At 61.9% G+C, this 21,312-nt stretch carries 25 protein-coding genes and 1 tRNA gene; 14 read left to right on the forward strand and 12 right to left on the reverse strand.

Features of this window, described 5'->3' with window-relative positions; genetic code table 11:
• Positions 1 to 162 precede the first annotated feature (162 nt).
• The gene (locus tag IYX23_RS06520; protein ID WP_196394783.1) at positions 163 to 810 is read left to right on the forward strand and encodes a carbonic anhydrase; all 648 of its coding nucleotides are present in this window, start codon (positions 163 to 165) and stop codon (positions 808 to 810) included.
• 40 nt (positions 811 to 850) lie between these two features.
• Positions 851 to 2,416, forward strand: coding sequence for a SulP family inorganic anion transporter (locus IYX23_RS06525; RefSeq protein WP_196394747.1), 1,566 nt, complete (start codon positions 851 to 853; stop codon positions 2,414 to 2,416).
• A gap of 12 nt (positions 2,417 to 2,428) precedes the next feature.
• On the opposite strand, the gene IYX23_RS06530 is transcribed toward IYX23_RS06525, so the two are convergent.
• The 3 genes from IYX23_RS06530 to IYX23_RS06540 form a co-directional block, all read right to left on the reverse strand.
• Positions 2,429 to 3,127 (reverse strand): sel1 repeat family protein, encoded by a 699-nt coding sequence (locus tag IYX23_RS06530; protein WP_246716539.1) that lies wholly within the window; start codon positions 3,125 to 3,127, stop codon positions 2,429 to 2,431.
• A gap of 124 nt (positions 3,128 to 3,251) precedes the next feature.
• The gene (locus IYX23_RS06535; protein ID WP_196394746.1) at positions 3,252 to 4,019 is read right to left on the reverse strand and encodes a glycerophosphodiester phosphodiesterase family protein; all 768 of its coding nucleotides are present in this window, start codon (positions 4,017 to 4,019) and stop codon (positions 3,252 to 3,254) included.
• On the reverse strand, positions 4,016 to 4,495 hold the full coding sequence (locus IYX23_RS06540) for a RidA family protein (RefSeq protein ID WP_196394745.1): 480 nt from the start codon (positions 4,493 to 4,495) through the stop codon (positions 4,016 to 4,018). The genes IYX23_RS06535 and IYX23_RS06540 overlap by 4 nt, the downstream gene beginning before the upstream one ends.
• 107 nt (positions 4,496 to 4,602) lie before the next feature.
• On the opposite strand from IYX23_RS06540, the gene IYX23_RS06545 reads away from it, so the two are divergent.
• Positions 4,603 to 5,424, forward strand: coding sequence for a cell envelope integrity EipB family protein (locus tag IYX23_RS06545; RefSeq protein ID WP_196394744.1), 822 nt, complete (start codon positions 4,603 to 4,605; stop codon positions 5,422 to 5,424).
• Between the two features lie 16 nt (positions 5,425 to 5,440).
• Here IYX23_RS06545 and IYX23_RS06550 read toward each other — a convergent pair whose 3' ends face one another.
• Complete coding sequence (locus IYX23_RS06550; RefSeq protein ID WP_196394743.1) at positions 5,441 to 6,493, reverse strand: hypothetical protein; 1,053 nt, start codon at positions 6,491 to 6,493, stop codon at positions 5,441 to 5,443.
• A gap of 177 nt (positions 6,494 to 6,670) precedes the next feature.
• Between IYX23_RS06550 and IYX23_RS06555 the strand changes: the two genes are divergently transcribed.
• From IYX23_RS06555 to IYX23_RS06565, 3 genes are all read left to right on the forward strand, one after another.
• Positions 6,671 to 7,240, forward strand: a complete 570-nt coding sequence (locus IYX23_RS06555) for an arginine decarboxylase, pyruvoyl-dependent (RefSeq protein ID WP_196394742.1) — start codon at positions 6,671 to 6,673, stop codon at positions 7,238 to 7,240.
• Positions 7,237 to 8,154, forward strand: coding sequence for an agmatinase (gene speB, locus IYX23_RS06560; protein ID WP_196394741.1), 918 nt, complete (start codon positions 7,237 to 7,239; stop codon positions 8,152 to 8,154). The genes IYX23_RS06555 and speB overlap by 4 nt, the downstream gene beginning before the upstream one ends.
• Before the next feature lie 126 nt (positions 8,155 to 8,280).
• A complete protein-coding gene (locus IYX23_RS06565) occupies positions 8,281 to 8,844 on the forward strand; it encodes a hypothetical protein (protein WP_196394740.1) in 564 nt (187 codons plus the stop codon).
• 22 nt (positions 8,845 to 8,866) lie between these two features.
• Here IYX23_RS06565 and IYX23_RS06570 read toward each other — a convergent pair whose 3' ends face one another.
• Both IYX23_RS06570 and IYX23_RS06575 read right to left on the reverse strand, forming a co-directional pair.
• Positions 8,867 to 9,388, reverse strand: coding sequence for a hemerythrin domain-containing protein (locus IYX23_RS06570; protein ID WP_196394739.1), 522 nt, complete (start codon positions 9,386 to 9,388; stop codon positions 8,867 to 8,869).
• Positions 9,389 to 9,442: 54 nt separating this feature from the next.
• On the reverse strand, positions 9,443 to 11,515 hold the full coding sequence (locus IYX23_RS06575) for a catalase (protein ID WP_246716551.1): 2,073 nt from the start codon (positions 11,513 to 11,515) through the stop codon (positions 9,443 to 9,445).
• 259 nt (positions 11,516 to 11,774) lie between these two features.
• On the opposite strand from IYX23_RS06575, the gene IYX23_RS06580 reads away from it, so the two are divergent.
• From IYX23_RS06580 to IYX23_RS06595, 4 genes are all read left to right on the forward strand, one after another.
• Positions 11,775 to 12,863 (forward strand): histidine kinase dimerization/phosphoacceptor domain -containing protein, encoded by a 1,089-nt coding sequence (locus IYX23_RS06580; protein ID WP_246716540.1) that lies wholly within the window; start codon positions 11,775 to 11,777, stop codon positions 12,861 to 12,863.
• A gap of 386 nt (positions 12,864 to 13,249) precedes the next feature.
• Positions 13,250 to 14,170, forward strand: a complete 921-nt coding sequence (locus IYX23_RS06585; protein WP_196394737.1) for an HAD hydrolase family protein — start codon at positions 13,250 to 13,252, stop codon at positions 14,168 to 14,170.
• Positions 14,167 to 15,108 carry an aminoglycoside phosphotransferase family protein gene (locus IYX23_RS06590; protein ID WP_196394736.1) on the forward strand — a complete coding sequence of 314 codons (942 nt, stop codon included), beginning with the start codon at positions 14,167 to 14,169 and terminating at the stop codon, positions 15,106 to 15,108. Before IYX23_RS06585 ends, IYX23_RS06590 begins: the two co-directional genes overlap by 4 nt.
• 127 nt (positions 15,109 to 15,235) lie before the next feature.
• Positions 15,236 to 15,751, forward strand: a complete 516-nt coding sequence (locus tag IYX23_RS06595) for a superoxide dismutase family protein (RefSeq protein WP_196394735.1) — start codon at positions 15,236 to 15,238, stop codon at positions 15,749 to 15,751.
• Between the two features lie 129 nt (positions 15,752 to 15,880).
• Here the strand turns inward: IYX23_RS06595 and IYX23_RS06600 are convergent, their stop codons facing one another.
• From IYX23_RS06600 to IYX23_RS06615, 4 genes are all read right to left on the reverse strand, one after another.
• Positions 15,881 to 16,264: a helix-turn-helix transcriptional regulator gene (locus IYX23_RS06600; RefSeq protein WP_196394734.1), complete on the reverse strand. Its 384-nt coding sequence runs from the start codon at positions 16,262 to 16,264 to the stop codon at positions 15,881 to 15,883.
• Positions 16,265 to 16,268: 4 nt separating this feature from the next.
• Positions 16,269 to 16,520 (reverse strand): type II toxin-antitoxin system RelE/ParE family toxin, encoded by a 252-nt coding sequence (locus IYX23_RS06605; protein WP_196394733.1) that lies wholly within the window; start codon positions 16,518 to 16,520, stop codon positions 16,269 to 16,271.
• 184 nt (positions 16,521 to 16,704) lie between these two features.
• Positions 16,705 to 17,508: a hypothetical protein gene (locus tag IYX23_RS06610; protein WP_196394732.1), complete on the reverse strand. Its 804-nt coding sequence runs from the start codon at positions 17,506 to 17,508 to the stop codon at positions 16,705 to 16,707.
• Positions 17,509 to 17,595: 87 nt separating this feature from the next.
• Positions 17,596 to 17,685 (reverse strand) — tRNA-Ser (locus tag IYX23_RS06615).
• 48 nt (positions 17,686 to 17,733) lie between these two features.
• On the opposite strand from IYX23_RS06615, the gene IYX23_RS06620 reads away from it, so the two are divergent.
• Genes IYX23_RS06620 through IYX23_RS06635 form a run of 4 tightly spaced genes read left to right on the forward strand, consistent with a single transcriptional unit; the run spans position 17,734 to position 20,207 of the window.
• Positions 17,734 to 18,186 carry a gamma-glutamylcyclotransferase family protein gene (locus tag IYX23_RS06620; RefSeq protein ID WP_196394731.1) on the forward strand — a complete coding sequence of 151 codons (453 nt, stop codon included), beginning with the start codon at positions 17,734 to 17,736 and terminating at the stop codon, positions 18,184 to 18,186.
• Positions 18,183 to 19,037 (forward strand): pantoate--beta-alanine ligase, encoded by an 855-nt coding sequence (gene panC, locus IYX23_RS06625; protein WP_196394730.1) that lies wholly within the window; start codon positions 18,183 to 18,185, stop codon positions 19,035 to 19,037. The genes IYX23_RS06620 and panC overlap by 4 nt, the downstream gene beginning before the upstream one ends.
• Positions 19,037 to 19,336, forward strand: a complete 300-nt coding sequence (locus tag IYX23_RS06630; RefSeq protein ID WP_196394729.1) for an acylphosphatase — start codon at positions 19,037 to 19,039, stop codon at positions 19,334 to 19,336. The genes panC and IYX23_RS06630 overlap by 1 nt, the downstream gene beginning before the upstream one ends.
• 28 nt (positions 19,337 to 19,364) lie before the next feature.
• Entirely contained in the window at positions 19,365 to 20,207 is an 843-nt protein-coding gene (locus tag IYX23_RS06635) for a shikimate dehydrogenase (protein ID WP_196394780.1), read from the forward strand.
• Positions 20,208 to 20,286: 79 nt separating this feature from the next.
• Here IYX23_RS06635 and IYX23_RS06640 read toward each other — a convergent pair whose 3' ends face one another.
• A complete protein-coding gene (locus tag IYX23_RS06640) occupies positions 20,287 to 20,751 on the reverse strand; it encodes a phasin family protein (protein WP_196394728.1) in 465 nt (154 codons plus the stop codon).
• A gap of 14 nt (positions 20,752 to 20,765) precedes the next feature.
• The gene (locus IYX23_RS06645) at positions 20,766 to 21,122 is read right to left on the reverse strand and encodes a phasin (RefSeq protein WP_196394727.1); all 357 of its coding nucleotides are present in this window, start codon (positions 21,120 to 21,122) and stop codon (positions 20,766 to 20,768) included.
• Positions 21,123 to 21,312 lie beyond the last annotated feature (190 nt).

Raw genomic sequence — 21,312 nt, forward strand, 5'->3', positions numbered from 1 at the left:
TGACCTCGAGACCTTCGTAGACTCATCCTGCTTGAGCGAGGGCGCTCGACTCCGACGATAATCGCCGTAGTTCGCGCTCCTGTCCGAGCGGCTTCCGTCGCTGTCACATTGCTGTCGCAGCCAGACCGCTTTTGAGGCGATGGCCGAAAGAAAACGGGCGTGATGAAATCCTTCGAAAAACTGTTGCTTGAGAACAAAGCCTGGGCCGAAGAAGTCCGTGAGCGCGATCCCGGCTATTTCGAGCGTCTCGCGGCCAATCAGAAGCCCGAATTCTTGTGGATTGGCTGCTCCGACAGCCGCGTGCCCGCCGACATCATCGTCAACGCGCTGCCAGGCGCGATTTTCGCGCACCGCAACATCGCCAATCAGGTGATCGCCACGGACTTCAACTGTCTCAGCGTCATTCAATACGCTGTGCAGGTGCTCAAAGTTCAACACGTCATCGTCTGCGGTCACTATAATTGCGGCGGCGTTCGCGCCGCCCTCGACCGACAGCGCCCCGATCTGGCGCTGCTCAATAAATGGCTGATGCATATCAAAGACGTCTATCGGATGCACAGAGAAGAGATCGACGCGCTCAACTCTCAGACGGAACGCGCCAACCGACTGGTCGAAATCAATGTGATCGAGCAGGTGATGCGTCTGTCGCAATTTTCGATTGTTCAGACCGCCTGGAAAGAGGACCAGCAGCCGATGTTGCACGGCTGGGTGTTCGGACTCGACGATGGAATCCTGCATCAGCTCATCACATTGCCGCCGGGCAGCGAGGTGGACGTCATCTATCAGCAACATGGCGGCGAGGATTTCTAACCGGCCGCGCGGCATAAACGCCAACAGGGAGAATTCAGGCGTGTTTAAGAGGCATCTCGACTACTACGTCCGCTACCTCGATCATGATATTCCGGCGGGGGTCGTGGTGTTTCTCGTCGCAGTGCCGTTGTGCCTCGGCATTGCCGTCGCTTCCGGCGCGCCGCCCTTTTCCGGCGTCATTTCCGGGATTATCGGCGGGCTCGTCGTCTCTGTCCTTAGCGGTTCGCAGCTGAGCGTTTCGGGTCCTGCCGCAGGCCTGACCGTCATTGTCGCGACCGCGGTCGAAAAACTGGGCTTCGACGCCATGCTGCTTGCGGTGGCGCTGTCGGGCCTCCTGCAATTGGGGATGGGCTTTCTGCGGGCGGGCGTCATCGGCGCGTTTTTTCCCTCGGCGGTCATCAAAGGCATGCTCGCGGCGATCGGGTTGATCCTGATCATGAAGCAACTGCCGCACGCGGTCGGCTACGACGCCGACGCGGAAGCTGACTTGTCGTTCCTCGAGGACGATAGCCACACGCATCTCTCCTTTATCTTTGACGCCTTTCGCTCTTTTTCGACGGGAGCGGTGATCGTCAGCGTCGTCTCCCTCGCGATCATGCTCCTTTGGGATACGCCCTACATCAAGAAGCATCGCTACCTTTCGCTCGCGCCGGGCGCGCTTGTCGCAGTGCTGTTTGGCGTCGCCTATAACATCGTGGCTCAGACGCTGTTTCCCTCTTTGGCGATCGCGCCGCAGCATCTCGTCAATCTTCCGGCCATCTTTGGACCGATAGATTTCGCGCGGGAGCTCAGCTTTCCGGATCTTACGCGGCTGATCGACGTCCAGATCTATGTGACCGCCGCCACTTTGGCGCTGGTCGGCAGCCTTGAAACTCTACTGAGTCTCGAGGCGGTCGATAAGCTCGACCCGCTCAAGCGCATCGCGCCGACCAATCAGGAGCTCAAAGCCCAAGGCGTCGGCAATTTCCTGAGCGGCATGTTGGGCGGATTGCCGATCACCGCAGTGATCGTGCGCAGCTCCGCCAGCATCGACGCTGGCGCACACACCAAGGTGGCGTCATTTGTCCACGGCGTGCTGCTGTTGCTGAGCGCGATGTTCCTGGCGAGCGTGCTCAACATGATTCCGCTCGCCTGTCTTGCAGCGGTGCTGCTCCTGACCGGCTACAAGCTCGCGAAGCCAAAGCTCTTCGTTCATCAATATGAGAAGGGCTTTAATCAATTCGCACCCTTCGCGGTGACGGTCGGCGCCATTCTTTCGACGGATCTCCTCAAAGGCATGGCGATTGGCATGGCCGTGGGCCTCTTCTTCGTGTTGCGCGCGAATTACCACTCCGCGTTCACGCTCACGCGCGATGGCCGGAACTACCTGCTGCGCCTGCAAAAGGATGTGTCCTTCCTCAATAAGGCGCAGCTGCGCAACTACCTCGAGAATGTCGAGGAGAACAGTTATCTGGTGATCGATGGCACGCGCGCCGGCTTTATCGATCAGGACATCATGGAGACGATTCAGGACTTCATCAAAGCGGCGAGCGATTACAATATCCGGGTGGAACTCAAGGACATGCGCGGCCTGGAGCCGGTCAACGGATTGATCCCCGCAGAATAGCTCGGCGGCGAGTCACATCGACGTCAGCGCTCGGCGGGAAAAATCGCAGGCGGCGAATTCTGGGTCGAGCCTGCAGGATTTCCTGTAGGAGCGACGCGCGAGGGCAACGCTTTTCTTAACGCCCTCGCCGTTGCGGTGCGACTGTCCGAGCATGGCGCACCCCCAAGGATCGTTTTTTTCGCAGGCGATCTTAAAGCTGCGAAATTGGCAGCGATCTTTGGCCTTGGCCGACAGCGACTCGAGCGGATCGCCCTCTTCGGCGGCGTTGCGCATATGCGCGGCGCGGTTGGTGCAGCCGGAAGCCTTGCCAAGCGCGCAGGCCATGGCGAACATGAGCTGCGCGTAGCGCGGCGCGATGACGTTTTCGTTCTCCTGAAGCGCAAGCGCCAACCGGAAGCAGTGTTCGCCGCTGCGCTTGCCAATGCACGCTTGATAGCATTCCTCAGGGCGGGCTGCGCAGTGATCGCGCGTGACCTCTTCATCTCCCAGGAGCAATCCGCCAAGCGAGGCTTCCTTACGGAAGACGTCCGCCGGACAGGCGCGCGCGCTGGATTGCAGCGTCTTGTCGCGATCCATTTCGCCTGTTGCGCGGCGGGCGCCGTCAGCGTCGAAGGACCCGTTTTTTGCGTCGGCGATGGCTGTTCCGACTCCCAGGATCGCCGCTATCCCAATTGTTAGCACAAGGCGAATTGAGCGTCCGCGCTGGCGCATGGCGATGTTGCTCCCTCGATCGAGGGGCGCTCGATTGTGATCCATGTCGCGCCCGATCGGCTTTGCTAACAAGAACTGGCGCTTGAGCGGATGCGGCGGCGCACAGGCCGCGCGATTCCAGAGCCTATGGCGCGAAGCCCTCGAAGACGATCTGATCCGTCCATTCTCGCGCTCGCGCCGCCATCTCGGGCGAGCGCACGGTCCAGGTCGTTACGGGAATCTTGAGCGCATCGCGCAGCAGCAGCGGAATGGCGTGCGGAAGATCGCGCACGCGCCAAGACAGGAAGTCCGGCAGCGTGCGCCTGTAGTGCAGAAAGTGCGTGAGCTCCACGCGCTGCGCGGTGGACAGCTGCGACCAGTCATCCGCCTCATAATGCGCCTCGCCAACGATGCCGAGCGGCCGATGCGCGATCCCGAGCGCGGCGACGCGCGCGCGCAGAAAGGCGATCTGATCGGGGTCGAAACTTTCGACGGCGACGGGACCGCTGTAACGCGCCAGCGCCTGCGCCGTGCGCTGCGCCGGGGTCGTGTCGCCATCGAAGGCGCTCTTGATCTCTACAATGATCGGCGTTCGCCCGCCGATCTCGGCGAGAAACTCGGAAAACCTCGGAATGGCGTCATTGGCGCCGCGCAGCCTCAGACGACTGAGCTCATCCGCGCTGCGCATCGCGACGGGCCCGGCGCTTTCGGTCAGGCGCTCGAGAGTCTCGTCGTGAAATACAACTAGTTCGCCGTCGGCTGTGAGCTGCACGTCGCATTCGACGCCAAAGCCCGCGGCGATCGCGGCGCGGGCGGCCGAAATCGAATTTTCGATCACGCCCTTCGAGGGATCATGCAGTCCGCGGTGGGCGATCGGCCGCGCCGTCAGCCACGAAAAATCACGGGAGTTCACGGAAGAATCTCGAAGATTCCTTCCACTTCGACAGCGGCGTCGAGCGGCAATTGCGCGACGCCAACGGCGAAGCGTGCATGTTTGCCATTCTCGCCCAACACGGCGGCCATGAGATCGGAAGCGCCGTTAACGACCTGCGGCAGCGAAGCGAAGTCGGGCGCGCTGTTGACATAGCCGCCGAGCCGGACGGCGCGCAATTTCGCAAGATCGCCGATGGCGGCGTTGGCTTGGGCGAGGACGTTGAGCGCCGCCTGACGCGCGGCGGACTGCCCGGCCTCAAGCGAAACGCCGGCGCCGAGCTTGCCTTGATGCGCCGGGTCGACGCCATTGGCGCCGAGCGGCAGCTGTCCCGATATGAACAGCAAGGCGCCCGTGCGCACAAAAGGAACATAGTTGGCGACCGGCGCGGCCGCGGCGGGTAGAGTCAGTCCCAGCGCTTGCAGCCGCGCGAGCGGGGTGTCGGACGGTGCGGTCATAGCGCCTCCTCAAAGAGAAAGTCGTTGCTCCCAATGGAGCGCGACCCTAGTTTCCTACTCCACCCGACGCAATGGCGTCGCAGGCGCCGCCACACAGAAGAGGTCCAATGATTTCGTTACGCGTGCTGGCCGCCGCGATCTGCGCGGCGACGCCGGTTGGCCAGGCGTTCGCCGAGCGCGCATTGCCGCTCGCCAATCATCGCGCTGTTTATGATCTGAGCCTGTTGAAATCGAGCGGCGCGAAGGCGCCGGCGCAGGCGCGCGGTCGGATCGCCTTCGACTTTTCCGGGTCGGCCTGCGAGGGCTATGTGCAGAACTTCCGCCAGATCACCGAATTGCAGCCCTCGGAAGGGGCGGCCAAGCTCTCCGACATGCGTTCGGCGACATTCGAAGGCGGCGACGGCGCGGAGTTTCGCTTCAAGGTGGAGACCAAAGTCGACAATTCGCGGACCGATGAAGTCGACGGAAAGGCCAAAAAATCCGCCGACTCCCGCCTTGCCATCGATCTTGCAAAGCCAAAGCGCACGCGACTGGAGCTGGCCGGTCCGATGCTCTTTCCGACGGAACATCTGCGCAAGATCGTGGAAACGGCCGCTACCGGCGAACAGCTGCTGGAGGCGCGGATTTTCGATGGCACGGGCGACGGCGAAAAGGCGTTCGATACCTTGACGGTCATCGGCAAGCCGACGACCGAGCCGCCCCAAGAAAAGGTCGCGCGCGTGAATGCGCTCAACAATATCCGTCGCTGGCCGGTTGCGATTTCCTATTTCGAGCTGGGCAAGAAGGACGGGCAGCCGATTTATGTGCTGTCCTTCGACCTTTATGAAAACGGCGTCTCGCGCGCGCTGAAGCTCGACTACGGCGACTTCGTCTTGCGCGGCGACATGACGGATCTCGTCCTGCAGCCGACGCCGACCTGCAAAAAATAGCGCGATCTTCAGCGGTTCACCGTTGGCGCAAGAGCGCTGCGATCGTGCTCGCGATGGATTGGGGCCGCCAGAAGATCGCGGCGTGGATATCGAGAGTCTGGTCCAAAAAATCCGCCGTCGGCGGAACGGCGAGGAGCGTCGCATCCTCTGGAGCGCGTTTCAGCTCCGCTTCGTCGTCGGGCATTGCGATGGCGACGCCGCGGTCCGTGGCGATCGCGCGCGTTACGTAATGCAGCAGCATGAGATTGGCGACGATCTCCTGCATCTTAGAGCGCGGATTCTTGCGATAGACGCATCGCGGCGCGCGAATGAGATATTCGCCGCTCCTGTCGTCGGACCGCAGCATCAGCGCGACGAGACGGCCGCTTCCGGGCCAATAGCATTCGCTCTGTCGGTTGAGACGGATGAACGCGCCTTCGAAAACCTTTGAGTCTATGTGATGCAGCTCGCATGCCCCGCGACGCTGCGCCTGCGTCGCGTCGACGTAATCGAAGCGGATCTCGGCGTTGGGCGCCGATGGAACGCGCGCGTCGCCGATCCGGCTCAGAGCCGCGGCGGCCACCGCCGTTGAGGCGTCGACCGTCAGATGGTTTTCATCCTGATAATGCGTCGTCGTGGGTCCTCCCAAAAAAATCTCGTCGAGCCAGATGGCGGGCGTCGCATAACGCGTCGCCGCGTCCGCGTAGAGCCGATGCGCGCGCCGCGTTGCGCTACGCAGCGCTTTGGAGGCCGTCGGCCGTGGGTCCAGACAGAGAAACATCAGGCGAATTCCGCGCCGGGCGCAGCAGACCGCGATCGCTTCAAGCGTATCGGCGACGAGCTTCGGGCGCAGGCAGCCGGCCGCGAAAAGCAGAATGTCGTTGAGACAATATTCGAAAATGATGACGTCCGGAGAAGCCGTCTCCTCGCGTTCCATCTTCAAAAGCGCCAGCAGACCGTAGAGCGACCCTACCGCGCCGAGAAAACGATTCTCGACCTCGTGCGCCGACGCCTGCCGTTGAAATTGGAAAGCCCAGCCTTCCCGCATTCCGGCGTTGGAGCCGCCGAGCAGCAAAATTTTCATGCCCACAAAATTTTCATGCCATGGAGATATGTTGCGCCAATGGTCGCGAGCAGCAGCCCGCTTGACGATTCTATCCGGTTCGCAAGCGCGAGGCCATAGACGAAGCTTGACAAAAAGTTTTGCCGAGCGGGCCCCTTGTCCTAATTGAGGCGATGACGATCCATGCGCGACGGAGCGAGTTCGATGTTTCCCATTCCGCAATGCGTTTTTCTCACGCGCGGCGTCGGCGTCCACCGCCATCGTCTGACGGCGTTCGAATATGCGCTGCGCGACGCCGACATCGAACAGCAGAATCTCGTGGCGGTGTCGTCGATTCTGCCGGCGGGATGCGACGTCATTCCGGTGGAGCGGGGCGTCGCGACGCTTCAGCCTGGCGAAATCACTTTCACGGTGCTTGCGCGCGCTGAGACCGACGAGCCCGGACGGCGCATCACGGCGAGCATCGGCCTCGCGCGGCCAAGGGAGCCGACGCTCTACGGCTATATTTCGGAACATCACGGCTATGGCATGACGGAGCGCGAGAGCGGCGATTATGCGGAAGATCTCGCGGCGACGATGCTCGCTTCGACGCTCGGGATCGAATTCGATCCTGACGCCGCCTGGAACGAGCGCAAGAAGGTCTATGAAATAAGCGAACTAATCGTTGAGAGCCTGTCCTTGACCGCGGCGGCCCAAGGCGCGCCGAACGGCGATTGGACCTGCGCGGTCGCCGCAGCGGTGTTTCGCTTCGTCAAACTCGATGGTTTGCCATGAGCGGGACGCCGACATTCGCCGCTCCGCGGACTTTCCTCGGCGTCGCCCCGCGCGCTGACGCGGCGGTTGTCGTCGCCGGCGTCCCTTTCGACATCGGCACGACCAACCGCAGCGGCGCACGCTTCGGGCCGTCGGCGATTCGTCACGCCAGTCGTATGTTGATCGACGGCGAGCATCCTTCGCACTGGACGTCCCCCGTCGATCTGCCGCTCGCCGACGTAGGGGATTTCGCCATCGCGCTGGGCGACATCGCCGCAAGTCTGAAGCTCATCGAGGAGCAGGCCTCGGCCTATGCGCATCTTGTGACGCTGGGCGGCGACCATGGAATCACGCTGCCTCTCTTGCGCGCCTGCGCAAGAAAGCGCGGACCGCTGGCGCTGATTCATTTCGACGCCCACGTCGATACATGGCCCGATAACTTTGGCCAGCCCTATGCGCATGGCTCGATGTTCTATCATGCGATCAACGAAGGCGTCGTCGATGCGCGCCGGATGATTCAGATCGGCATTCGCTCGCCGGTGCAACGCGACGTCTACGACTGGACGCTTGGACAAGGCGTTACGATCGTCGCCGCGCAGGAGGCGCATGAGATCGGGCCAGCGGCGATCGCCTCGCGGATCGTCGACGTCGTCGGCGACGCCCCCGTCTATTTGACGTTCGACGTCGACGCGCTTGATCCGGCCTTTGCCCCCGGGACCGGGACGCCGGAAATCGGCGGTCTGGCCACCTGGCAGGCGCAGTCGGTCATCCGCAAGCTCGCCGGTCTGAACTTCGTCGGGATGGACGTCGTCGAAGTGGCGCCGGCCTATGATGTTTCCGAAATCACCGCGCTCGCCGGCGCGACGATGGCTTGGGAATACCTCTCCCTGCTGGCGGCCTCTGCCGATACACGGTCCGCCTCGCGCTCTCCTTAGCTCCTTCGCCAGCGTCAATGCGGCTCTTGCCAAGGGCCGGCCTTCGGCAGCACTCTGCTCAGAACAGCCGAATGCGGCGGGACGCTTCGAAGCGGATCGAGGCGCGCAAGTCTAGGGGAGGGCGGCATGTCCAGTGCGGAGCGGCGGGCGCGAGAGGTGGTCGGCGTTTTCTCGGACGGCTATGTGCTCGAGAGCGCTGTCGAAGAACTGTTGAATTCGGGGTTCGATCTCGGCGACATCAGCCTGCTCGCGGGTGAAAAGGCGATCGTCGGCAAGCTCGGCCATAAATATGAAAAGGTGGAGGCGGCCGAAGACGACGGCGCCGCCCCGCGCGTGGCCTATGCGCCGAGGGAATCTCTGAGCAAGAAAGAGGGCGCGATCATAGGCGGTCTTGTCTATGTCGGCGCCACTGTGGCGGCCGGCGCGGCGCTGGCATCAGGCGGAGCCCTGGCGATGCTTCTCGTGAGCGGCCTGATCGGCGCGGAATTTGGCGGCCTCATCGGCGTCGTGCTTGGCGAGTTCATGGAGGAGCGTCACGCGAAATATCTCCAGGAGCAACTTGACCACGGCGGTTTGTTGCTCTGGGTGCGAACGCGGAACGCAGCGCTGGAGGAAACCGCCAAGCGCATTCTCGCCAAACATTCCGGCCGCGACGTGCATGCGCATGACGTGCCTGCCGCGGCTGCATGAATGAGCGTTGAGGCGGCCGCGATCAGGCCGCTTTTTTCATCAGTTCGGCCTTACGCTTCGATAGCTTCACGCCCAGGGCGTCGAGATCGACATCGCTCTTGCGCGCCTCGGGAAACATTTCCTGCTCTTCTTCTTGGACATGGTGCATGACATATTCGCCCAGCACCTTGACCTTTGCGTCGAACAGATGATCCTTTGGCGACATCGATCGGATCTCGGCGATCAGCTGTTTGGCGCTTGCGTGCTCAACTTCGGCTTCGTCGAGAAGCTCGTCGTCGTCGATGCTTTTGCGCAGCGCCGGATAGAAGATTTCCTCTTCGATCTTGGCGTGAACCGTGAGCGCGGCGCAAATTTTTCGGGCGAGCTCTTCCTTCTCGTTTTCCTTGTCGAGCTTTTCGTACTGTTTGAACCAGGTTTTCACCTCTCGGTGATCCTCTTTCAGGAGCTTGATGGCGTCCGCCGTTTTGGAGGCGCTGGCCGACGTCTTCGCGCCCGTTCGAGGTTTCGACCTTTTCGTGCTGCTGCCCGTGCTTGCCGTTGGCATTTTGGTTCTCCTTTGCGCGGTTGTTAACTTGGCTGTTCTGTCTGCGTGACCGCATCACGCATCCAGATCGACCGTCAGTTCTCTGGGCCAATAACGAAGTTCGCCGCAGGCCGCGATGAACGCGGTCGCGTCCTTGACGGTCGCAAGCTGAATGCACGCTTCATCCAGCGCGTCGGCGACGCCGGCTTTCTGCAGCAGCGGCAACGCGCTCTCGGTGAAGCCGATGAACTTGCAGTGCGCGAAGGCGTCGCTTGCAAAATCGCGCGCGGCGGCATCGGCGACGAGATCGGCGGCGCCGGTCTCCGACGCGACGATGACGACGGCGTCATAGAGCACCGACGGTCCTCCGTCGATCTTTTGCGCGGCGGGCTGCATGGCGCCGTCGTCAAGCACCACGCCGCCGATGTGGGGCGCGACAATCTCGTAAACCGCTCCGATCTTTTCGACGGCCTCGATCAGCGCCTTCAACAGCTTCGCATCGGCGCCGTCCGTCACGAGAATCCCGAGCTTGCGCCCCGTGAAGGATTTGGGACGCGCCAAAATGCTCAACGGCGCGGACGGGGGAAGCTCTTGCCGAGTCGGGCGCGCGGCCTTCGCCGGATCGGGCATTTCAAGCCGCAAGCCGTCAGCGACGCGCGTAGCGAGCGCAACGTCGATGTTTAGGAGATGCGACACGACGCGGGAGCGAATGTCCGGGCGCTCGCACTTGCTCAATTCAAACGTCAGCGCGTCGCCAATATGCTTGCGCTCGATCGGCGTCTGGCTGATGAAGAATTGCCGCGCCTGGCTGTAGTGATCGGCGAAGCTTTCGGAACGACGTCTCGTCTTCGGCCCGGCGACTTCTTCTGGAAATGACGTGAAGCCGCGCTCGGGATTTTCGCGCGGTCCGCCGAGCTCGCCCCAGCTGTTGGGCTCGTAATTGGCGCGGCTCTTGGGATTTTTCATCGCCATATGCCCGTCCTGTTGGAAATGCGCCATCGGGCATCGCGGCGCATTGACGGGAAGATGGGTAAAGTTCGGGCTGCCGAGCCGCTTCAACTGCGTGTCGAGATAGGAGAAGTTGCGCCCTTGGAGCAGCGGATCGTCGCTGAAATCGACGCCAGGAACGATATTCTGCGTGCAGAAGGCGACCTGTTCGGTTTCCGCGAAGAAATTATCCACGGTGCGGTCGAGCACGAGGCGCCCGACGATCTGCACGGGGATCTGCTCTTCGGGAATAATCTTGGTCGAGTCGAGAATGTCGAATTCGAATGTGTCAGCGAACTCTTCGTCAAAGAGCTGAAGGCCGAGCTCCCATTCCGGGAAATGTCCGCCCTTGATGGCGTCCCAAAGATCTCGCCGATGGAAATCGGGATCGGCGCCATTGATCTTCACTGCTTCATTCCAAAGCACCGATTGCAGACCGAGCTTCGGCTTCCAATGAAACTTGACGAACGCCGACTTGCCTTCCGCGTTGACGAAACGGAAAGAGTGAACCCCAAAGCCTTCCATGAAGCGGAAGGAGCGCGGAATGGCGCGATCGGACATGATCCACATGATCATGTGAAAGCTTTCCGGCGAGAGCGAAACGAAGTCCCAGAAGTTGTCGTGCGCCGTTTGCGCCTGGGGGAAGCCGCGATCAGGCTCGGGCTTCGCGGCATGGATCAAGTCTGGAAACTTGATCGCATCCTGTATGAAGAACACTGGGATGTTATTGCCGACGAGATCCCAATTGCCTTCCTTGGTATAGAACTTCACCGCGAAGCCTCGCACGTCGCGGGCAAGGTCGAAGGATCCCTTGCTGCCGGCTACGGTCGAGAACCGCACAAACACCGGCGTCTGCTCGCCAGCCCGCTGGAAAAGATCGGCGCGCGTGACGTCTGCGAGAGACTTCGTGAGTTCGAAATAGCCATGCACGCCGAATCCCCGCGCGTGAACGACGCGTTCCGGGATGCGCTCGTGATCGAAATGGAAGATTTTCTCGCGGAAATGGAAGTCTTCGATGAGGCTCGGACCGCGCGCGCCAATGCGAAGCGTGTTTTGGTCATCGGAAACCGGGATGCCCTGCTGCGTGGTGAGCGTCTCAACTTCGTCGTTGGCGGTCTGGCGCGTTTCACCGCCGTCGCCTTGCGGCTGCGCGTAAGACATCTCAGTCTCGGCCGCCAGAATATCGGGTTGCGCGATTTGACTCTTTCCAGCGTTCACCATGGCCGATGTGACTGGATTGCGCTTTGAGCCCATCAGAAAAACTCCGAAAAAAACCGCGACGAAACGCGAATGTCCCGTGAGCGAAACCTCGGGCGATCTGACTTGTTCCCCGGGCAGGAAAATTCTCTCGCAGCCAAGAGAAGCCCAACTGCAACTTGCGAAGCGATGTCATCTCTTGGCGACGCCGCGAGCGCGCGGGATGGCGGATGCAGCGGCAGCGCATTCGATCTTGTTCGGAACTATGCGCTATGCAACTATTCGCGCGCCGGAGTGGGGCGGGAATCACGGGATTTCGGCAAGTTACGTCAGGGTGCTTGAGGTGGCGTGGGCAACGAAAGTCTACAGGGCGTCGAAGAGAATAGAAGGCGCGCCCTCCTGGATTATTGCTTTGGCGTTATTCGGCGTGAGCCTGTCTGTTCGCGTGATTTTGGATCGCTGGCTCGACCCCTTAAAGTTTCTCACCTTTTATCCGGCGATCGCGGCCAGTGCGCTCCTGTGCGGCTGGCGTCAGGGCGCGATGGTGTTGGCGCTCTCCGCTTTGTCGGGGTGGTATTTATTCTTCGAGCCGCGCAACTCGTTTTTGCTCAGAGAGCAGAACGCAACGTTCGCGTTGATCGCATTTGTCCTCGTCGGCGGGTTCCTGCTTGTTCTCGTGGCGGGAATGGCCGATCTGATCAGGCGTCTGGAAGCGGCGCACCAGGTGCAGGTCAGCCTGTTCGGCGAGCTTCAGCATCGCGTCGCCAATAACCTCCAAATTGTCCTGGCCATGATCAGCAACGCCCGTCGGGGCGTGCTGGACGCGACGGCCGCCGAACGGATCGCCGCCGCCGAAGATCGGATCGCGGTCATGTCGGCCCTGCATCGCCGGCTTTACGACAAAACAACCTACGAACAGGGGCTCGCGCCTATTCTTCGGGACATGCTGCGCAATGACTTTGGCGACCTGCCGATCCAGCTGTCGTTAGAGATTTCCCGGGACGCAAAATTGTCGGTGGATCAGATGACGGCGGCGCTTCTTCTGGTCAATGAAGCCGCGCTCAACGCTGTCAAGCACGTCTTCCAAAAAGGCGCCGGATCGAAATTCGAAGTCGCCTTGCTCAAGCTGGCGAACGGCCGTTTGCAGCTTATCGTGCGCGACGACGGGCCCGGGATCGCGCCGGCGTCTGCGGTTGCGTCTGGCTCGCTCGGCATGAGCATCATGCAGGCCTTTGCGCGTCAGCTGGGCGGATCGCTGGAGATGAACGCCTCCGCCGGCACGACGCTGATGGTGGAGTTCCCCGGCGACTAGCGGCGCAAGCGCGGCCGGGTCATGTCGGCCGTCTCATGGGCGGCGCCCGCGAGGCGTCCCTCAGCTCGATGAAGCGACGCTGGGCTTGCCGTCGAGAATGATTGCGCAAAAAGCCCCGGCCGAACCTTTTCACCGCGCCGCAAGCGCAAAAATTCCGGCGCCGGCGCGCGAGAGAAAAAGTTCAGAAGTCGAGGGGCTGTCGCTTAAGCGCATCGGCGCCACATAGAACGAGGCGCGCCGCAGCGCACGCCGACCGACGGGTTCTCGTTGGGTAAAGCAGGCGCGATCACCATGTCTCCTTCGCCATGCGAATGCCCGCCCATGTGAAGGCCCGCTGCTCGAACGCCGTAGGGCGAAAAGCGGCGACAGAGGATGAAGGACCGCGAATGGCGCTGAGGGAACAGATCGACGACGAACTCAGGGCGTTTCTGGCGGAGACCAATTTCACCGGAGCGGGCGCCGTCATAACGGACCTCGACGGAACTGCGGTGCATGAGTTTGAAGGGCGCATCGTCATTCCAGATCCGGTTGCTTGCGGTTTAAAGCGCCTCAATGATCTTGGCCGGCCCATTGTGCTGAACACGCTGCGGTTTCCGCTGAACGTCATCCGCACCTTCGGGCGCGAGTGGTATTCGATCACCAATGCGCCCCTGCCGCTCGTCTCGCTCAACGGCGGCGTCGTCGGCTATCTTAGAGAAGATGCGGCTGGAGAGATCGTCTTCGAGGAGCTCGACGCTTTTCCGCTTGAGCCGCTGGAAATTGACGAGGTTCTGACGGGCGTGCGCGGGCTGCTTGAGAATGGCGTCGACGACCTTCTCATCTTCTACTACACGCGCGACTGGATGATCGGCGAGACGATCTGGACGCCTGTCAGGGAGAAGATCCCGCATCTTCAGACAAAATACACGAGCGCGTCGTCTATCGTCTGCCTCTCGCTGGATGATCTTCGCGAGTCTTTGATGGCCCAGGACATCTGCATGATGTTTCTGCTCGTCGAAGCCCCGCAGGATCGCCTGATGGCCTATCAGCACGTCAAGCGCTCGAATTTCGCGACGCGCAAGGGCGTCGACAAATTGTTCGGCGTGCGCGCCATTGCGGACCGGCTCGGCGTCGACCTGCAGGCCTCTGTCGGCTGCGGCGACACGCAGATGGATTCTTTTCTTTCCGGCGTCGGCCTTGCCGTCCATGTCGGGTCGCGCGATCTGGAATATAAGGGCCTGCTGCGGACGGTGAAGATTGAAAGCTCCCAGGAGCTTGGCGAATTGCTGTTTCGTCTTGGCGGCCTCGAGAGCGAGGCGCTGCAATGACCGCTGCGCAAGAAGCGCCAATCGATCCGCGCAAGGCGCGATCCAATGCGGGCAAAATTATCGAGCATCACCTAGGGTCAAAGCCAAAGAGCATCGTGGCGCGCGGCGGCGGCATCACCAATTTCGTGTTCGAGGTCCGTCACGCCGAAGGCGATTTCATCGTCCGCATGAACACAACGCCGGACAAGCTAAAGGATTATCTCAAGGAGCAATGGGCGATCACCAAGGCCAGCGAGGCTGGCGTGCCGACCGCGAAAATTCTGGAGGTCGGCGCCGACATTATCGGCATGCCTTACATGGTGCTTCCGAAAGTCGAGGGACAGGAGGCGACGCATCATCCCGATCGCTTCGCAATTTTGCGTGAGATGGGGCGGCTGACCGCTCTGATCCACTCCGTCAAGACATCGGGCTTTGGCCAAACGTTTGATTGGTCGGGCAATCAGCTCTCACGCAACGACACCTGGAAGGATTACCTGCACGGCGAATTGAAAATTGAAGCGCGCGTCGACTTGCTCGATGCGCAGGACATGCTCGACTCCGGCCAGCTTAAACGGCTGAGATCGGTCGTTCGCGACATGGAGCGCTGGGACCCTTCGCCCGTCCTCAACCACGGCGACATGCGGCTGAAGAACGTGGTCGCCGACGCCTCTGGCGCGATCACCGCCGTGATTGACTGGGAGTGCTGCGCCTCCAACGTTGCGCCCTACTGGGATCTTTCAATGGCGCTTCATGATCTCTCGGTCGACGCCAAGCAGGAATTTCTGATGGGCTATGGCCTGAAGGAGGAAAAGATCCGCGAAATGGCGCCGATCATCAAGGCGATCAATCTGATCAATTACGCGCCCTATGTGGAGCGGGCCGCCGCGGAAAGGGACAAAGCTCGGCTGGAACAATATCGCACGCGCCTCTCGGGGGCGCTGGATCTATATTCGCTTTGACCGCATGCACCCTTTATCCAGTCGCCCTTTATAGCTCAGTGGTTGGAAAGCCTGGAACTGTGCTGGCGCGCGTAATATCCTGCGACGCCGCGACGACCGCCGGTTCGCAAAGACGTGAGAGAGAAACATGTTCGACAAACTTGTCCTCGCCTTAGTTTCAATCGCGCTCATGACCGGCTTTGCATGCGCGGAGGAGCGAACCGCCGACGTCGTCGACAACAAAGGGAAGGGGATAGGCTCCATCGAGGTCAAACAGGGGCCGCATGGGGTCGTTCTGCGCGTCATGCTGCGGCCGGGCGCGCTCGCGCCGGGCTGGCATGGCGTTCATGTGCACGAAGTTGGCGACTGCTCCGACATCGAAAAATTCATGCACTCGAAGGGCCATGTCAATCCGTCAAGTGCCGAACATGGGTTCCTCAATCCCAAGGGGCCGCACCCGGCGGACCTGCCGAATGTCTATGCATATTCAGATGGCTCCGCGCAGGCGGAAATGTTCGTCGACGGCGTGTCCTTGAGCGGCGGTAAGATCAATCTCCTGGACGCGGACGGATCGGCGATCGTGGTGCATGCGAGCCCCGACGACCACATGTCGCAGCCGATTGGCGGCGCCGGCGCGCGTATCGCCTGCGCCGTGCTGAAGTAAGGTCGGCGCTGCGCGCGTGGGGGCCGCGGGCGACGAAGATGAGCATATGCCTAGGCTGTGGCGCTATGACGGGTCTAGCGGCGAGAGCCGTCTCGAACGCCACAGCGATATTGAGGCATGCGATATGGTCTACGAAAGCCACTCCACCGGCACATTCAACGCCTGCGCGAGCTTCGCGATGGTCTCGGGGGTTCCCGTACGGCGGCCACTTTCGAGATCGGACAGATAGCCCTGACTGATGCCTGTTTTGAAATTCAAATGGAGTTGCGTTTCGTCGCGCCAGTTGCGGATGGCTTTCAACCGACTCTCACCTCGAAGAATCGCCGCGCTGACCTCCGGGGGCAGCACGACGCCGCCGGCAGCTAATTCGGCCTTCCGTGCATCGTAAATGGCGATGTCGTCGTCATCCTCGGCCTGGCGATCGGCGCGGTCGAGGAGCGCTTCATATTCGGCCCTGGGCAACACCACCAGCTCTTCGCCGCTGGGCGTTCGAATGATCTGCGGCGCGCTCATAGCCTTAGCTCCTCTTGTAAGTCGTCGTGGCCCGGCGTCCGATGTAGATCGCCAGAATCGTGGTTGCATCCTCATCGAAAATCACCCGGTAGCCGCCAATGCGGAGGCGATAACCGGCGCGGCCTTGAAGGGCTTTCACGTCGCCTTGACCCGTCGCAGCGTAGCGGTGAAGCCCCGCCTCCACCTGCTCGCGCGCGTCTCGGGGCAGGGCGTCGAGATCTTTCGCGGCGCTCAGTGTGAGGATGATCGTCTTCACGAGCGATAATATCGCTTAGCGGCACAGATCGTCAAGCGATAATATCGCTCTTTCTATACCGCCGAAGTGTCGCCTAATGGCCAGCCATAGCGCCGGCCAAAATCGGCTGTGGCAGCGGGCTCTCGCGTAGATGTGGGCGGGCCGTACCCGAGATGATGAGCACTATGTCTCGCTATAGCAAAGTCTATTTTTCCGATGGTTCCTTAATCGATAAACCGAGCTTAAACCAATCCGCCTCGGCAATCGGGTGCTCCACCGATTTCTGCACTTGCTTACGGCACCAATCATAAAACTGGCGATGACCTAGCCGCAATTCCAGTCGCTCGAGCCAGTTGAGGCGCAAAAAGAAGATGTAGCGTAGCGAGCCAACTGTAAGCGTCGAATGAAAGGCGTTAGCACCTCCAGTCTTCTTGTCCCCATAGATCACCAACCCACCGTGGGCAGCATATTGATGCGGGCCAACTTCAGCGGATGTCTGCTTGTAGGTCCAGTCTTCGTCCACATCGAGCCAAACGCAGTTCGCGCTCGATTGGCCGATTGCGAAGCGGGACATGTGCAGCGGGCGGGGCGCGCCGATTTCTGCTATTTGGCAGCACAACAGCTTCGCGAAGTAGCGAAACAGGTTCAGATAGGCGTCCGAACCGACCCTATACCGGTCATCGGCGAAGACGAGCTTGGGGTTTCCACGCTTAGCCATTAGTTCACGGGCGGCTTGGTGAAAGCAGTCAAACTCGCGGTCAGCGCCTTGGGTACGCGCGTTGTTGCAAGACCCGCACATCCGCGCAGTGAAGCGAAGGGCTTTCGACTTCACGCCCTGGACGGGTTTCATTTGATCACTCGGATTACCATCAAGCCCGATCACCATTCGGTCAGCGCCGAATTCCGCGCGTAGAGCAGACGCCTTGATCTTGTGCTCGCCCGTCAAATCTTCCGTCGAGCCGCACAAGCAGCAAGCATTTTGCTTATAGGGCTTGAAAGTTAATCCCACCCGCGCTCACCCTTTAAGGAACGCCTGGAGCATCCGCGTTGACTCGGGCAGATACCTGTCATTACCGACCAGCAATCGGCGGCAGTCTGGCGGAAGGGGTGGGATTCGAACCCACGGTGGAGTCGCCCCCACGCCGGTTTTCAAGACCGGTGCCTTAAACCACTCGGCCACCCTTCCGCGTCGGTCGTGATATAGCACGCGTCGTCTTTTTTTCGCGACCCGGATTTGCGCGTGCCCCTCTACTTCGCCTACGGCTCCAACATGGACGCCGCCGCCATGGCGGGTCGCTGCCCCCGGTCCCGGCTGCTCGGGCGGGGGCGGCTTGCCGGCTTCAGGACAATTTTGATGCCTTCAGGCTTTGTCAGCGTCGCGACGGACCGCCGCATGAGCGTTCATGGCGTGCTGTGGGACGTCGCGGTCGGCGACGTGGCGTCGCTCGATCGCTACGAAGACGTCGCCCATGGTCTTTACGCCAAGAAAAATTTGCCGATTCTGCGCGAACCGGTCGGCTCCGTCCTGGCGCTGACCTATGTCGGCGCGCGGCCCGAGCTCGGCGCGGCGCCCCGCGGCTATTTCGAGGGGGTCATCGCCGCGGCGCGCGCGCAAGCGCTGCCGGGCCCGTATGTCGACTATCTATCGAGCTTGCTTTCCGCTCCGCAATCAGGGCGACGATCATGAATGCAAAAACGCCTATCGTCGGCGCCGTCGACGAACTGCGCCGCTATGTGCGCGCGCGCCGCGCCGCCGGCGAGCGCATCGGCCTTGTGCCGACCATGGGCGCGCTCCACGCCGGCCATCTGTCGCTCGTGGACGCGGCGCGGCAGGCGGCGGACCGCGTCGTCGTCACGATCTTCGTCAATCCGGCGCAGTTCGGCCCGAAGGAAGATTTCGCCCGCTATCCGCGCACGCTTGTGGCGGATGTCGAGAAGCTTTGCAGCGTCGCCGCAGATCTGGTCTTCGCGCCGTCCGTCGACGAGATCTATCCGCCGGGCTTTTCGACGAAAGTGGTGCTCGAGGGGCCGGCGACCGCCGACCTCGAAGACCGATTTCGGCCGACGCATTTTTCCGGCGTCGCGACGGTGGTGACGAAGCTGCTCAATCAGGCGCAGGCCGACGTCGCGGTCTTTGGCGAGAAGGATTACCAGCAGCTTTTGGTGATCAAGCGTCTCGCGCGCGATCTCGACATCGCCACCGAAATCGTCGGCGCGCCGACTCTGCGCGAGGCCGACGGCCTCGCCATGTCTTCGCGCAACGTCTATCTTTCCCGCGAGGACCGTGAACGCGCAAAGCAACTGCACGGCGCGCTGAGCGAAGCGGCGCGGCGCATCCTTGCTGGCGAGAACATCGGCGCGGCGACGGCAGGCGCGGGCGCCGCGCTTACCGAGGGGGGATTCGAGGTGGACTATCTCGAAGCGCGCCATGCCGAGACGCTGGCGCCGGTCTCCTCTCTCGAAGATGGTCCCATTCGTCTGCTGGCGGCGGCGAAGCTCGGCGCGACGCGGCTCATCGACAATATCGCGGTCCAATGATGAGCGATCGGGAGATCATACGGCTTTTCATCGAAGGCCGGGTGCAGGGCGTCGGCTACCGCGCCTTTCTCGTCCGCGAGGCGCTCGCGCTCGATCTGACCGGCTGGGCGCGCAACCGGCGCGACGGCGCGGTAGAGTCGGTCGTCTCGGGGCCGCGCCCGGCGCTTGACGCGCTTATCGCTGCGGCGCGGCGGGGTCCACGGCTCGCGCGAGTCGATGCGCTGCGCGAGGAGCCGGCGGACGAAGCCGCGCTCGTCGCCTTTTGCGGCGCGGGATTTTCCGTCGCCCCTGACGCGTGAGATGGAGACGAGACGTGGAGATGAGAACGTGATGACCGGCCATCGCTTTGTTCTCGCCGGGGTCATGGGCTGGCCGATCGCGCATTCGCGCTCGCCAAAAATCCACAATCACTGGTTCGCGCAATATGGGATCGAGGGCTGCTACGCGCCGCTGCCGGTCGAGCCCGGCCGGCTGGAGGCGGCGTTGCGCGCCATGCCGGCGCTCGGCTTCGCCGGCTGCAACCTCACGATTCCGCACAAGGAAACCGCGCTCCCGTTCCTCGATCATATCGATGAGTCGGCGGCGCGGATCGGGGCGGTCAATTGTGTGGTCGTCGAAAAAAACGGCGCTCTGATCGGCCGCAATTACGACGGCTACGGGTTCCTCGCGTCGCTTTATGAGGCGGCGCCGCTTTGGCGCGCCGAGAACGCGCCCTGCGTCATCATCGGCGCCGGCGGCGGGGCGCGCGCGATTGTCCATGGCTTGCTTGAGGCGGGCGCGCGCGAGATTCGTCTGTTCAACCGCACCCTGGCGCGGGCGGACATTCTCGCCGCCGACTTTGGGCCGCGCGTGTCGGCGCTGCGCTGGGAAGAACGCGAGGCGGGGTTCGCCGGAGCGGGGCTTCTCGTCAATGCGACGAGCCAGGGCATGGTCGGCCAGTCGCCGCTGGATCTGTCGCTCGCGGCGCTGCCGACATCGGCGCTCGTCGCCGACATTGTTTATGCGCCGCTTGAGACGCCATTGTTGGCGGCCGCCCGCAAACATGGCGCGACTCCCGTCGACGGGCTCGGCATGCTGCTGCACCAGGCGCGCCCGGCGTTTCGCGACTGGACCGGCGTGATGCCGGAGGTGACGCCGGCGCTGCGCGCCAAGATCGTCGCAACGCTGTAAAAGATCGTCGCAACGCTGTAAAAGAAAGAGCGCCGCGACATCGCCGCGGCGCTCTTCTTACATCAATTCGAAGTTCGCGTTACGCCGCTCGCGCGCCGTAGATCGGCGCGACGGAGAAGCTCAGCAGGCGTTGCGCGAGCGTCATCAATTCGGTCGACTGCCGCAGCAGCGCGTCGAGCCGGTCGCTCACGAAACGCGACTGAAGAGTCGTCGCCTCGTCGATCGTCTTGGCGTTGGCGAGCCGCTCGGCGAAGTCGAGGAACGCCGTGGCGTTTTCCGACCAGAGCTCGATGGACTTCTGCTGCCAGAGGGCAGGGTCGAATCCTTCGGCCTCGCTTTCGGCGGGCTTTGGCGGTTCGGAGATCGCGAGGGCTGTAGACGGAGCCGCCACGACCGCCGGTGTCTGCGTTTCGACGGAGGCCGGCGCCGGCTCTGCGCTGACAGCTTCGTTCGCCGTCGGAGCCGTCTCGGCCTCCGGGCCGGGGGCCAAGCGTTTCGTTTCCGGGGCCTTTGGCTTGGGGGAACCGTTCTGCGGATTGGCCATTGAGCTTCTCCCGGTTAGGACTTCGTCGTCGTGCGCTGGAGGCTCGCGCCAAGCTCCGTGGTCTGCTCCTGGATCGCCCGCAGTTGCGCCTGCACGAACTCCGACTGAAGCTTGAAGACTTCCTGCGGGTCCTTGGCGTGGACGAGCTTCTGGGCCAGATCGAAGGCCGCGTTTACATTGGCCTCGGCAAACGACAGGGCCTTGACGCTGACGTCCTTGGCGCTCGGCAGCCCGAACGGGATGTCCGCCGAAGTGTCGAGCGCCTTCTGCGCGGCTCCGGCGAAACCTTCAAAGGCCTTGCGCGCCTGCTCGACGCTCTTCTCCGCAAAATCGCGGACTTCAGTGGGAATTTGGTAGACAGCTTCGACCATGGCGCACCTCCGTGCGGTGAAAATTAAACAAGCGCCGCGCTAAACGATATTAACCCGCGTCGCGCCCGGCCCCAACGGCGATCCAGCGAGTCCAGTCATACTGCCCGATGTTATGTTGCAATGCAACAAATTTGTGCGACGCAGCAGATCGGGAAGGTGAACGTAGAAATACGATGAAAGACGCACGACA

This window comes from Methylocystis sp. L43, from assembly GCF_015709525.1.
Taxonomy (GTDB): Bacteria; Pseudomonadota; Alphaproteobacteria; order Rhizobiales; family Beijerinckiaceae; genus Methylocystis.

Bases quoted from the DNA above. Each gene is read 5' to 3' on its own strand.
- IYX23_RS06520 (WP_196394783.1), top strand. From the start codon at position 163: ATGAAATCCTTCGAAAAACTGTTGCTTGAGAACAAAGCCTGGGCCGAA.
- IYX23_RS06530 (WP_246716539.1), bottom strand. From the start codon at position 3,127: ATGCGCCAGCGCGGACGCTCAATTCGCCTTGTGCTAACAATTGGGATA.
- IYX23_RS06540 (WP_196394745.1), bottom strand. From the start codon at position 4,495: ATGACCGCACCGTCCGACACCCCGCTCGCGCGGCTGCAAGCGCTGGGA.
- IYX23_RS06545 (WP_196394744.1), top strand. From the start codon at position 4,603: ATGATTTCGTTACGCGTGCTGGCCGCCGCGATCTGCGCGGCGACGCCG.
- IYX23_RS06555 (WP_196394742.1), top strand. From the start codon at position 6,671: ATGTTTCCCATTCCGCAATGCGTTTTTCTCACGCGCGGCGTCGGCGTC.
- speB (WP_196394741.1), top strand. From the start codon at position 7,237: ATGAGCGGGACGCCGACATTCGCCGCTCCGCGGACTTTCCTCGGCGTC.
- IYX23_RS06565 (WP_196394740.1), top strand. From the start codon at position 8,281: ATGTCCAGTGCGGAGCGGCGGGCGCGAGAGGTGGTCGGCGTTTTCTCG.
- IYX23_RS06570 (WP_196394739.1), bottom strand. From the start codon at position 9,388: ATGCCAACGGCAAGCACGGGCAGCAGCACGAAAAGGTCGAAACCTCGA.
- IYX23_RS06575 (WP_246716551.1), bottom strand. From the start codon at position 11,515: ATGTCTTACGCGCAGCCGCAAGGCGACGGCGGTGAAACGCGCCAGACC.
- IYX23_RS06580 (WP_246716540.1), top strand. From the start codon at position 11,775: ATGGCGGATGCAGCGGCAGCGCATTCGATCTTGTTCGGAACTATGCGC.
- IYX23_RS06585 (WP_196394737.1), top strand. From the start codon at position 13,250: ATGGCGCTGAGGGAACAGATCGACGACGAACTCAGGGCGTTTCTGGCG.
- IYX23_RS06590 (WP_196394736.1), top strand. From the start codon at position 14,167: ATGACCGCTGCGCAAGAAGCGCCAATCGATCCGCGCAAGGCGCGATCC.
- IYX23_RS06595 (WP_196394735.1), top strand. From the start codon at position 15,236: ATGTTCGACAAACTTGTCCTCGCCTTAGTTTCAATCGCGCTCATGACC.
- IYX23_RS06600 (WP_196394734.1), bottom strand. From the start codon at position 16,264: ATGAGCGCGCCGCAGATCATTCGAACGCCCAGCGGCGAAGAGCTGGTG.
- panC (WP_196394730.1), top strand. From the start codon at position 18,183: ATGAATGCAAAAACGCCTATCGTCGGCGCCGTCGACGAACTGCGCCGC.
- IYX23_RS06630 (WP_196394729.1), top strand. From the start codon at position 19,037: ATGAGCGATCGGGAGATCATACGGCTTTTCATCGAAGGCCGGGTGCAG.
- IYX23_RS06640 (WP_196394728.1), bottom strand. From the start codon at position 20,751: ATGGCCAATCCGCAGAACGGTTCCCCCAAGCCAAAGGCCCCGGAAACG.
- IYX23_RS06645 (WP_196394727.1), bottom strand. From the start codon at position 21,122: ATGGTCGAAGCTGTCTACCAAATTCCCACTGAAGTCCGCGATTTTGCG.